Raw genomic sequence first — 11,932 nt, forward strand, 5'->3', positions numbered from 1 at the left:
ATTGATAACATAAAATCGGAAAAAAAATCATTTTGGCATGGGTGTGAAATTACTTTAGATCTAGAAACAATGAAAATTAATATAGATTTTAAGTACGAAGATTAAAATAAGATATTCAGAGATTGTAATTTACATCATATACTTTGCCTACTTTTAATGTATTAATTTCCATTTAAAAGTAGGCAAAGTATATGATGGGAAGAAAAGTTTTCAAATATTTTTGATCTGAGTTTATTAAGGAAATTATTACAGGATTATACCAACCAATCAGACTTTGGTACGGGCGGCAAATACACCCGTGCCATCCAAGCCATCACCGTATTTACACAAGGTGTCATGGGCAACAATATTGTTACCGCGATTGCTAATGGTTCCGCCCCTTATCTTGCTAATGAAGTGAAAAACCAAATTCAAGGTAATAGTGTTGAAAGTGATATTCAGCGCACGATAGCGCACGGATTACTGAATGCAGGCCTTGCGTTGGCAAAAGGTGAGAATGCAGTAGTGCAAGCCTCTGGCGCAATGACAGGGGAAACAGTGGGTATTTTATCGCACTCACTTTATGGCAAAACCCCCGAAGAACTCACTGAAACTGAAAAGCAGAATATAAGTGCATGGGCAACGTTAACTTCAGGGATTGTCGGTGGTTTAATCAGCGATAATAGCACAGGCGTTGCTAATGCCGCTCAAGCCGGGAAAGTGGTAGTTGAGAATAACTTTTTGGGAGATATTTCACGCGAGGCATTAGATAAAAGCCGTGAGGCATTACGGGAAAACAAATATACGGAGAGGGATGTTCGTGAGTTACTGGCGTTGGAAGTCCGTGACCAAATCAATGATGAACTGTTAAATCAGTACCGGAAAGATCCGGCGTCTTTGACACCGGAGCAGCAACAGAGATTTCTGCAGGAATTGCAGCAATATGCTTATGAAAAAACTCACTTGCACGATACCAAAACTGTCGAACAGCTGGTCATTATGTTGTTAAAAGAAGGGGATTCATCGCTGCTCTCGAACAAAGGCTTCCCATATGCAGGGCGTACAGAAGCGAAAAATGCTTGGGCAGACAAGGAAAGGCAACGGGCATATGAGCAAAACGGATGGCTGGGTGCTCTGAACTGGACACGTACACAAACCGAAGAAGAAAAACTGTTCAGAAAAGCCGATAACCTAGCCAATACGTATGGCTACCACAGAGATAATGCGGCTATTGGTGATGCTCCTCTTCAGGTATTGCAGGGTGGTTTGACAATCCGAGTTATGGCACCGCTATTGGGAGGGGCAGGTAAAGCCACGGCATATTTATTGGGAGATGGGACAGGCAAAATGATGCTCACAACAGGAACAATAGGAGCCACAGCAAATGCTGGGATTCAATATGGATTTACAGGAGAAATCAATTCCGTGGATGTAGTGTTTGCTTTTGGAACAGGCGCTATGACGGCGTATACGAAGCTTGGGGGAACAGTTGCCTGGAATGCAGGCATGGGGGGAGCCGCAAGTATGTTTAAGGGGGATGATCCTTTTACAATACTTACAAATGCCACTACTGCAGGTATTGGTTCTAGCGTGGGATATGGTTTCGCGGGTAAGCCTATAAGTTATGGATGGAATCAATATAAATTGTGGAAAACAGGAGGTTGGGATCCCAAATATAACCCTAAATTGCAAGGTGGAGCTATAAAAGGATTATATGGACTTTCGAAAGATATGAAACCCCATCCTTTGCCTGGTATTTTGGGAAATATAGGCTCTGCCTTTACAACAGAGACTACAAACTTTCTGATGCAAGAGAAAATTAAGGAAGTTGAGGAAAAAAATAGTGAATCAAAAAACTAATCAATTTGAATACTTTCTTGTTATGACTATTTTGTGTGCGGTAGTCCTGTTTATTATGGGGCTGGTTATATACAGCATAGGTGAGTGTATTATTTGGTTATTGATTGGTGGAGATTTTATTTTTTCAATCGAGTTTTTAAAAAAGATTATTAAAGCAAGTCTATGGGCTGGGCTAGTCGTTGGAATAGGGATGTGGTTTATAGAATATAAGTTACGTAGATGATGTTAAGATCCCATCTCAAAATGGTGGGATCTTTCTTTTGGTTATCACTCCGTCTCAATAACCTTGGCTTGTTAGCCCGTGATACTCATCAATCCTTTTAGAAACCAACGATAACGTTACTGAGCGTGATATTCAAAATCACCTCTTCCAGCAATAGGGGCAATCACGACAGGAAGTGGAGCATTAATGGAGTATGGATTAGGTAATTTTATAGCAAAACCTGTAACTAATTGGGTTGGTAAAATAATAACAAAAGGCAATAATCCCGGATTTAATAAAGTATTAAGAAAATATTCAGAGTCAGAAGTTAAGGGAAACTCTTATATTATGCAGGAAGTATCCGAAATTAGAATTTCTTCTGGAGCAGGTAACTTAAGTAGTAGTGCTATATCTGAATTAGGTGTTTTTTATATACAAAAAAAAGATGAAGAGGAGAAAAAAGAGTGAAAATAATTTTTCTTATTATAGTGTTAATGATTATGTTTATATTTGTTTCATTTATAAGTGTAATGATTTTTTATTTTTTAGTGGAGGTGTTTTTTTATTTTTATTCAGATATTTCAATTTCATTTAAAGTTAATGAAATAAAAAAAGCATTAAAAGTAAGTATTGGTGGAGGTGCAATTATGGGGTTAGGTATTGGAATGTTATATATAAAAGAAAATAAACTAAAATAATTTTTTTAGAATAAAATTTCAAACTTTGAACCATTTTAGATATTTTAACGTAAATTAATAATATTATGAATATAAAATTAATCGAATATTTACACTCAGTTTATCCGGAATTATCTATCGATATTAGTTATATAAGAGGATATTCTGATAAAGAAATTTCCAGCATGGAACGCCTTTATGATATTCGAATTACAGGGCAATTCTATGAGTTTTTAAGGTGTATGGGGCGCTGCAGTGGTGGTCTTTTTGGTGATGATCCACTAGTATTTTATCAAGGTCAGGAAACCATAAGAGGTGATATTTTATTTCAAATTGGTGCAAGAGAAGAGCTGGCATCGATCCAATGCCATGATTTGTTAAAACAAAAACCATTTTTTATTTCAGTAGAAAGTTATACACAATATCTCTTTCTACTAACAGATTCAGATAATCCAGACCTTATATTTAATTATAATGAAAATGATGAATGTGTAGAGAACACGAATTGGGATCTGAATAGTTATTTACAGCATGTTATCAATGTTTATACTCGTCATTATCCGGTTGATCCACCTTTTGATCGACACGGCGAACTTATTTTGATTTAAATAAAAAATCTATCTTATGAACTGCTCCCAGTTTAAAGCTGGGAGCACACTTGAATCATGAATTTTTTAAGTCACTTACAGCTTCATTTAGAATTTCTAAAAAGTCATTTAACTTAAATTTCATTGGATTTTTTCTGAAAGTATTTCGCATCAGAACAAAACTCTATTTCTATGTTATTAATTCCTTTGTCCTTATTCAATTGGCAATATATTTGTCTGTTATATGTAATTTCAGCTGTTATTTCTTCATATTTAGAATCACTGAAGAAAGTAATTTCAAAATGGTTATTTATATATTATTCTTTCGGCCTTTTAGGATCTAAGAAACCAAAAGATAGTCATCTGAGTTATAGTGAATATCTCTACCATTTGGTAAGCCAGCGAGAATCAAGTAGGAGATAGGATGGCAATTGATATTACATGTTATACCAAGTTAGATGTTGAGTCATTACAACCTAAATTAGATGTAATTAAATTAAATTACGGTTATTTATTCGAGCAGTCATATCTTATGTATGCTGCTAATGAAGTGTTAGTACATGAACAATTGAATTTTATTGAGGATCGAGTCGAAAAATATAAAAAGGAAACAGATCTACTAATAGCGGAAGAATTTGGGCTTGAAGAACCGAAGTCATATTTTATGATATCAGTGAATGATAAATTCTTCCCTGAATTGAACACTTCTGAAGTAGCAAATATGCTCAGAAATGAGTTAGGAGAGGAAAATATTATTGTGCTTTTGAATGGTGAAAATTCAATCTAAATTTTGTGATAAATCCCAGTCAACTCTTGGAATGCAGCTCAAGATTGCGGATCTTAATGCTCAGAAAGACTCCACTTGCGACAATTGCAGTGTTACTTGGCTAAAGGAAAGGAATAGTGAGTGTTTTAAATGAATATTGGGAACCTAATTTTGGTACTATTTATACTTGGTTTGCAATGGATAAAAATGGAAAAATTGCGGTTATGGTAAATAACTGTTTTGGTGATCTACCAATAAATTTGTTACGTATTAAAAATGTAGAGCCATTACTTGACCATCTCTGTGAGTATATGTGGGAAGAGTCTCAAGTATTTAACCACTATCCAAGAAATAAGAATGGCTATTTTGAACTTGATTTATACTCAGCTTGGCGGCAACGATCTGATTTAGATAGAAATAATATTATCTATAATCTTCAAGCTGATTTGGTAAAATCTGGTCATTATAGTGAGTCTAATCTACCTGCTAATAAAGGTTTTTTTGTTTATCATGGAATTGAAGGCAATACTGCAGGGGAAGATTATCCAGTTGGTTTTACTGGAAAAACAAAAATGGGAGACTATTTTAGGTACTTAGTACCAACGATATACGCTTCAATCTATGACTTTCCTGAAGAATTACGTTATGGAATAGCTGTTTCTGATACAGTAGATTTTACTCTCGACAGAATATTAGATAACGACAAAATTGATGAGTATTTCCCAAGGATATATTGTAAAAATTAATATCTTGATTTTCATAAAATATAAATGAAGATATTTTCTCTAGAATATAATCTGTGTCGATAATAAATACTTAGATATAATACAATGAGGAATTGGTTTGAAAGCAATACTAAAAGAGTTATCTAGCGATTTTTATGATTTAGATAATTATTATCCTGATAATGAGTGTTTTTCTTTGAGTTTATTACTACGTATAGGCACCGAAGAGAGTAATGGTGCTGATAATTTTGATCTGTTGGTTTGTTCTCCTGAATGGATTTTGAAGAATATATGGGGACCTCGGATATTAAGACATATACTTATTACACCGGAATATAATATTAATGAAATAAAAAAAGTTATTAATAGTTATATTGCCAAGTGTGATGGTAACTCATGGTTAGAAATAGCAGGGAAACTTTCTTGTTATTTTGCATGGGAGTATGAAAATTACCATTTTTAATTGTATTAATTACATGGCATCGTTAGTTGATGAGTTTATTTAGTATTAAGAATTTTGAAATTATTAAAATGTTTAGACATAAAATACATAAGTACACTGTGAACATCACTTGAAAATAAATATTTGTTTCGCATCAAAAAATAAAAAATATTTCTAAGCCATTTACCTTCAAGTGTTATGTGGATAAAATAAGCAAGTAAATTTATAATTAAAATTTATATGGAATATATCTTGAGAAAGTATTACTTAAAATAACTTTAGTAAATAAGTATAAAATTAAAAAATGAAATAAGTAATACAGTATTTTTAGTTATTAAAAAATTCAAAGTGACAGTTAATTTTATTTGGCTGAACAGAATAGATAAATCTCTGGCAAGACTCAAAGAACACTATCAAAAACCTAGCCTAAGTTAAATAAACATTGGCTAGGTTTTATTATTTAAATCATACTATAACTTAAAAAGAATAAAGCGAATCTTTAGACTCTTTTAATTTTTGTGCTAATTCAGAAGCTTCATATCGCTCTGTTACTATTTCGATATAAGAGGCATTTTCTGAGGATCCTGCGACTTCAAGCGCTTTATTTAATTCATCTATTGTTGTGACTTTCTCACAATACCAATCTCTTGCACCAAATGCTTTAGGTAATTGATGATAATTCCATTGAGCAAGATCGTTATAATAAGCTTCGGGATAATCACATAATAATCGTTCAATTAAGTAACCATCGTTATTTAAAACAAGGATGATTGGTTTTAATCCAAAACGAACAAATTGGCTAATCTCTTGTACGGTTAATTGATGCGAGCCTTCACCTGTAATTAAAATAACTCGTTTGTTAGGCGCTGCAAGTGCAGCACCAAATGATGCAGGTGTTGCCCAACCAATAGAACCCCATAATGTTTGATTATGGAATTGTGCACCATCTGGTAATAGGGAAAAACCTAACCCCATTGATGATGTACCTGTTTCAGCAATAATAATATCGTTAGGTTTAAAAAACTTTTCTAAATGAGGATAGAGATACTGAGCAGTAATTTTACTATTATCAGATAATACAGCTTTGCCTAATCCTTTGGCTTTTATCTGATGATAAGTTCTATTCGGTAATCTTTGAGTTAGTGCTGAGAGCACGTCTTCCATATAAATGGATGTATAGATAACAGAATCAATCTCAACATATTCTGGCATGATGCTGATATATTGCTTTGATTTAATATTGGCAGTGAAACTCCCTGTATTAAAGTCAGTCATCATTGCACCAATTCCTAATACGTAATCACTATTTTCTACAAATTCTCTGACTTCAGGTGTCATTAATTTGCCATCATACATACCAACATATTGAGGATGAGATTCACTTAAAATACTTTTATCCATAAACATAGTGGCATAAGGTAAGCCGGTCTTATCAATAAAAGATCGAACACTATCTGATAACCCTAAACGTGCGGATAAAATACCGGGCAATACGCAGGTATTATTGCTGTGTGTAAGTTTTTCAATAATGAGTGATACTACTTTTTCAAGTATTTCTTGATCGCTTATTGGTTTTTTCGGTGTGATGATTGGTGAATATTCTATCACTTGCATAGTGGCATAATCAGAAGGTAAGCCAATATAAACAGGACGACGCTCTTTTAATGCAGTCACAATTAAGCGTTCCATTTCGGGAATACAATTTTCAGGTGTCAATATTGTGTGAGCACAAGCAAGGCGTTGGCCTAATTGATAAAAAATATCAAAATCACCATTACCCAATGTGTGATGAACCAGACGCTTACTTTTTTGTACACCACTTGCTGGCATACCAACTAAATGAAAGATAGGTAAGTTTTCTGCATAAGAGCCAGCGATAGCATTAATCGCACTTAATTCACCAACACCAAATGTTGTCGATAACGCAGCCATACCTTTAATTCGGGCATAACCATCAGCTGCGTAAGCCGCATTTAATTCATTGCAGTTACCAATCCAACGCATATGGTTGCTATTACAAATAGTATCTTCTATGGGGAACGCATAATCACCTGCAACACCAAAAACATCACTTATTCCTAAGTCATATAGGCGGTTTAACATATACTCAACGACAGTCTTACTCATATTATCTCCATAAAATCCGAATAATAGTCTGTAAAAGTAGAAGAATGCTTTTACATTATGCTTAATGTTTTATCGCGGATATTATTTGATATGAAATGGTTTATTATCATTGAGGGTATAACTAAATGTAATAAGGTGAGCGTTGCTAATGGATATTCGCACATTGCGCTATTTTGTTGAGGTTGTTCAATTAAATGGTTTTAGCCGAGCCGCTGATGCACTATTTATCACTCAACCTGCGATTAGTCGTAGTATTAAAAAATTAGAAGATGAGTTAGGTGTAACTTTATTACTGAGAGAAGTTGATGGTGTCAGGCTAACGGATGATGGTGCAATACTATTTGAACATGCAAAACAGATACTTGCGCAATTTAATAATATGAATAAAGCATTACAGGATAAGTCTGGGCCATTAACAGGGGTATTAAATGTTGGATTACCTCCTGTAATAGCCTCGACTTATTTTGCTGATATTATTATGGCATTTAGTTCTCTTCATCCTCAGGTTGAACTAAAAATATTTGAACTAGGCACCAAGCAAATGGCCGATGCCATGAGAGAAGGAAGAGTTGAAACAGCCGCGGTCGTATTGCCTTTTAATGAAGATACTTTTGAATTAATACCTTTTTCAGAAGACCACTTAATGTTATTAATGTCGCCATCCCATCCTTTGGCTATAAAAAAGGAAGTTCATTTTAAAGAGTTGATTAATGAGCCTTTTATTTTCTTTTCTGAAGATTTTCGTATTAATGATTTAATTTATAGTGCTTGTGGTATTTACAATACTATGCCTATTATTGCGGGGCGTAGCAATCATTTAGATTTAATTATTGCAATGGTAAAAGCGGGTGTGGGAATAACGCTTTTACCTAACAGCATGTGTAATAAAAACCCTATTGATGATTTGGTTGTTGTTCCAGTGGTCGAGCCAATATTGTCATATCAAATAGCACTAGCGAATAATAAAAATAACTATAAAAGCCGCAGTTGCCAAGCATGGGAACAGTTAGCAAGAAAAAAGCTAATAATAGAATAAAACATTAAAATGGAGCTTATTTATATTCTATTTAAGAAATAAATATCAAAATTATCTTTAAATAATAAAATGATTAAAAATAAATAAATGTTATTTTTTAAGAAACGCGGATAGATGTATAAAAGTAGTTACATAAATGATAAGTTTATATTTTGCACGTAGTCCTACGAGTAATAATAAAACGGGCAAATAAAAGAGTAATCAGACAAGACAGGAATAGGATAGGGAAAATGAATGAGAATAATAGTTCTGTAAATCAACATTTTATTCGCAAACTTGAAGGTATTGTTGGTAAAAAACAGGTATTAACACAAGCACATAAAACAGAACGTTATCGTAAAGGTTTTCGTTCAGGACAAGGTAAGGCATTAGCTGTTGTCTTTCCCGCTAATTTATTAGAACAATGGCGAGTTTTTAAAACCTGTGTTGAAGCCGATAAAATTATTATTATGCAAGCGGCGAATACTGGATTAACAGAAGGCTCGACACCTAATGGTGATGATTATGATAGAGACATCGTAATTATTAGTACATTACGTCAAGATAAAATACAGGTTCTCTCAGAGCATAATCAAGTTATCGCTTTTCCTGGCAGTACGTTATGGCATTTAGAAAAAGTATTAAAGCCATTAGGACGTGAGCCTCATTCTGTTATTGGATCATCTTGTATTGGTGCGTCAGTAATAGGGGGGATTTGTAATAACTCAGGTGGTGCTTTAGTTCGCCGTGGACCTGCATATACCGAATTATCACTTTATGCTCGTGTTAATGAAAAAGGGGAAGCTGAATTAGTTAACCATTTAGGTATTGATTTAGGCGAAACGCCAGAAGAAATATTAACTAATTTAGATAATCGTCATTATCATGAGAAACAGATACAAACGACAGAAAAATTAGCTTCTGACCATGAATATCATGAGCGTATACGCGATGTTGATGCTAATACACCATCTCGTTTTAATAATGACGAACGCCGTTTATATGAAGCCGCTGGGAGCGCAGGAAAATTATCTGTATTTGCCGTGAGATTAGATACTTTCCCAGCAGATCATCGCACTCAGGTTTTTTATATTGGTACTAATAATCCGGACGAGCTTGAAGATATTCGCCGTCATATTTTAAGTCATTTTAAAAAGCTACCAGTTGCTGGAGAATATATGCACAGAAGCTATTATAAAATGGCTGAAGTGTATGGAAAAGATACGTTTTTGGTGATTGATAAATTAGGCACAGATAAAATGCCAATATTATTTGCCGTAAAAGGGCGAGTAGATGCGGTATTAAATAAAGTGCCTTTCTTACCTAAAAATATGGTAGATAGAACCATGCAATTTATGAGCAAACTATGGCCTGCTCATTTACCAGAGCGTATGACAGATTTTCGTGACAAATATGAACATCATCTTATGTTAAGAATGGCTGATGATGGAATTGAAGAAGCTGCGACTTATTTAAAAGAATACTTTAAATCAGCATCAGGCGATTATTTTGAATGTACTGAAGAAGAGGGAAATAAAGCCTTCTTGCATCGTTTTGCCGCCGCAGGTGCTGCTGTCCGTTATCATGCCGTTCATGTTAATGACGTAGAAGATGTGTTGCCATTAGATATTGCATTGCGTCGTAATGACAAAGATTGGTTTGAAAAACTACCACCCGAAATAGAGAGTAAATTACTTTATAAACTCTATTGTGGGCATTTTATGTGTCACGTTATGCACCAAGATTACATTATTAAAAAAGGTGTTGATGCTAAGGCATTAAAAGCAGAAATGCTGGCGCTATTAGATCAACGTGGAGCAGAATATCCCGCAGAGCATAACGTGGGCCATATGTATTATGCTAAGCCTCAATTAAAAGCATTCTATAAACATAACGATCCAACCAATAGCATGAACCCAGGTATTGGTAAAACCTCAAAATTAAAATATTGGGGAGATGAGTGTGGTTGTGGACGCGCTCATAATGAGGCTAATACAGAGAATAAAGAATAATAGTTTTATACTGAGCTTATTTAAGCAACAAGAAAGGCAGGGTAAAACCTGCCTTTTATTTTATCAATTAACTCGCAATCTCTTGAGCATATAAATAAAGCTCTTGTAGCTGTTTTAATTTTTCCTCGTTATCAGCGTGTTCTTCCGCTAATAACTGAATAGTATTAATATATTCCGTTAGTTTTTCTGGCGTTAACATCTCTTTTCTATGCGCCAACCAACGTTGTTGTTCATCATAATCAAGCGTTGAAGGATAATTTCTTGCACGATAACGGAAAAATAGAGGTTCCATTCTCGCATCTTCAAACGTTAAATCTAAAGCTGGTAAATTCTGTGGTTGTGTTGAGCGAATAATCTCCATCGCACTACGATCATTTTCACTGAAAAAACCATTATAAATCTGTGAATCAACATTATCGGATACAGCAAAAGGCGTTTGTTGTGCAAATATTTCCACAACTTTATTGCGTATATCAGGGTGAGAAAACAAGATCGCTTGATTTTTTAAACAAGTATCAACATCTAAACCAATTCTATCTGCATCTTGTTGTCTTAATGTCTTTTGCGGTGCGACAATTGGGCATTTATTAATATGCAATAATTTAATTGGAACAGGTGGCTCATCAGCTGATAATTCACTACGTGGTGTATATAAACGCTCACGTAATTGGTCTGAGTTGAGGGTTAATAGAGGAGATATATCTGCGGCTAAGTCACAAACAATAACTGCATTACGATTATCAGGATGCCACGCTAATGGGGCAACAAGACTTAAATTAGAACGCGCGGCACCAAACATACCTGAAACATGCACAATCGGTGTCATTGCTGGAATATCAATTAGCGCTTGCACTTTGCGTTTATCACGTAAATTAAAGAAATAATCAAACATTCGTGGTTGAGCTTGTTTTAATTTTTTTGCCATCGCAATGGTGGCATAAACATCAGACATTGCATCATGGGCATTTTCATGAGAAATGCCATTGGCTTTAGTTAATAACTCTAAACGAAAGCTTGGAAAACCGTCCTCATTTTCAGGCCAAATAATACCTTCAGGGCGCAGTGCATAACAGGCACGTAAAACATCAAGTAAATCCCAACGCGAGTTTCCTTTTTGCCAGCTATAAGCATAAGGATCATAAAAATTACGATAAAGGATATTACGAGTGACTTCATCATCAAAACGAAGGTTGTTATAACCCATAATACAGCTATTAGGTTGGCTAAAAGCTTGATGGATCTGGCGAGTAAACTCTGCTTCAACCATCCCATTTTTTGCCGCAATTTGTGGTGTTATTCCCGTGATCATCACGGCTTCTGGATGAGGTAGATAATCATCATTAGGTTTGCAATAAATAACGAGAGGATCTTCAATAATATTGAAATCCATATCAGTTCTTATACCTGCAAATTGAGCTGGGCGATCTAGGGCAGGATTAGTGCCGAAGGTTTCGTAGTCATGGATGTAAAATGTGGGCGTTTTCGCTGAATTAGACAAGGTTTCCTACCGTAAATTTATTGATGATTTTTAAAATCATTA

General features: G+C 34.7%; 12 protein-coding genes. 10 read left to right on the plus strand and 2 right to left on the minus strand.

Annotation, left to right across the window (positions count from 1 at the left end; translation table 11 throughout):
• Positions 1-336: 336 nt before the first annotated feature.
• The 8 genes from DK857_RS16515 (at position 337) to DK857_RS16555 (ending at position 5,259) form a co-directional block, all read left to right on the plus strand.
• The gene (locus DK857_RS16515; protein WP_109402752.1) at positions 337-1,839 is read left to right on the plus strand and encodes a VENN motif pre-toxin domain-containing protein; all 1,503 of its coding nucleotides are present in this window, start codon (positions 337-339) and stop codon (positions 1,837-1,839) included.
• Positions 1,823-2,062: a hypothetical protein gene (locus DK857_RS16520; RefSeq protein WP_109402753.1), complete on the plus strand. Its 240-nt coding sequence runs from the start codon at positions 1,823-1,825 to the stop codon at positions 2,060-2,062. The genes DK857_RS16515 and DK857_RS16520 overlap by 17 nt, the downstream gene beginning before the upstream one ends.
• Before the next feature lie 186 nt (positions 2,063-2,248).
• Positions 2,249-2,509 carry a hypothetical protein gene (locus DK857_RS16525; RefSeq protein ID WP_109402754.1) on the plus strand — a complete coding sequence of 87 codons (261 nt, stop codon included), beginning with the start codon at positions 2,249-2,251 and terminating at the stop codon, positions 2,507-2,509.
• Positions 2,506-2,739, plus strand: a complete 234-nt coding sequence (locus DK857_RS16530; protein WP_227003197.1) for a hypothetical protein — start codon at positions 2,506-2,508, stop codon at positions 2,737-2,739. Before DK857_RS16525 ends, DK857_RS16530 begins: the two co-directional genes overlap by 4 nt.
• 164 nt (positions 2,740-2,903) lie before the next feature.
• Positions 2,904-3,326, plus strand: a complete 423-nt coding sequence (locus DK857_RS16535) for a hypothetical protein (protein ID WP_227003198.1) — start codon at positions 2,904-2,906, stop codon at positions 3,324-3,326.
• Between the two features lie 403 nt (positions 3,327-3,729).
• On the plus strand, positions 3,730-4,092 hold the full coding sequence (locus DK857_RS16545) for a hypothetical protein (RefSeq protein ID WP_109402756.1): 363 nt from the start codon (positions 3,730-3,732) through the stop codon (positions 4,090-4,092).
• A gap of 116 nt (positions 4,093-4,208) precedes the next feature.
• A complete protein-coding gene (locus tag DK857_RS16550) occupies positions 4,209-4,817 on the plus strand; it encodes a hypothetical protein (RefSeq protein WP_109402757.1) in 609 nt (202 codons plus the stop codon).
• 97 nt (positions 4,818-4,914) lie between these two features.
• Positions 4,915-5,259, plus strand: a complete 345-nt coding sequence (locus tag DK857_RS16555; protein WP_109402758.1) for an immunity 8 family protein — start codon at positions 4,915-4,917, stop codon at positions 5,257-5,259.
• A 456-nt stretch (positions 5,260-5,715) separates the two neighbouring features.
• On the opposite strand, the gene DK857_RS16560 is transcribed toward DK857_RS16555, so the two are convergent.
• Complete coding sequence (locus DK857_RS16560) at positions 5,716-7,365, minus strand: alpha-keto acid decarboxylase family protein (protein ID WP_109402759.1); 1,650 nt, start codon at positions 7,363-7,365, stop codon at positions 5,716-5,718.
• Between the two features lie 148 nt (positions 7,366-7,513).
• Between DK857_RS16560 and DK857_RS16565 the strand changes: the two genes are divergently transcribed.
• Both DK857_RS16565 and dld read left to right on the plus strand, forming a co-directional pair.
• Complete coding sequence (locus DK857_RS16565) at positions 7,514-8,401, plus strand: LysR family transcriptional regulator (protein WP_075673168.1); 888 nt, start codon at positions 7,514-7,516, stop codon at positions 8,399-8,401.
• Between the two features lie 230 nt (positions 8,402-8,631).
• Positions 8,632-10,392 carry a D-lactate dehydrogenase gene (dld, locus tag DK857_RS16570; protein WP_109402760.1) on the plus strand — a complete coding sequence of 587 codons (1,761 nt, stop codon included), beginning with the start codon at positions 8,632-8,634 and terminating at the stop codon, positions 10,390-10,392.
• A gap of 67 nt (positions 10,393-10,459) precedes the next feature.
• On the opposite strand, the gene sbcB is transcribed toward dld, so the two are convergent.
• A complete protein-coding gene (sbcB, locus tag DK857_RS16575; protein WP_109395320.1) occupies positions 10,460-11,890 on the minus strand; it encodes an exodeoxyribonuclease I in 1,431 nt (476 codons plus the stop codon).
• Positions 11,891-11,932 lie beyond the last annotated feature (42 nt).

The organism is Proteus terrae (assembly GCF_003144325.1).
Lineage (GTDB): Bacteria > Pseudomonadota > Gammaproteobacteria > Enterobacterales > Enterobacteriaceae > Proteus > Proteus terrae.

Coding starts and splice junctions, on each gene's coding strand:
- DK857_RS16515 (WP_109402752.1), top strand. CDS start 337: ATGGGCAACAATATTGTTACCGCGATTGCTAATGGTTCCGCCCCTTAT.
- DK857_RS16525 (WP_109402754.1), top strand. CDS start 2,249: ATGGAGTATGGATTAGGTAATTTTATAGCAAAACCTGTAACTAATTGG.
- DK857_RS16535 (WP_227003198.1), top strand. CDS start 2,904: ATGGAACGCCTTTATGATATTCGAATTACAGGGCAATTCTATGAGTTT.
- DK857_RS16545 (WP_109402756.1), top strand. CDS start 3,730: ATGGCAATTGATATTACATGTTATACCAAGTTAGATGTTGAGTCATTA.
- DK857_RS16560 (WP_109402759.1), bottom strand. CDS start 7,365: ATGAGTAAGACTGTCGTTGAGTATATGTTAAACCGCCTATATGACTTA.
- DK857_RS16565 (WP_075673168.1), top strand. CDS start 7,514: ATGGATATTCGCACATTGCGCTATTTTGTTGAGGTTGTTCAATTAAAT.
- dld (WP_109402760.1), top strand. CDS start 8,632: ATGAATGAGAATAATAGTTCTGTAAATCAACATTTTATTCGCAAACTT.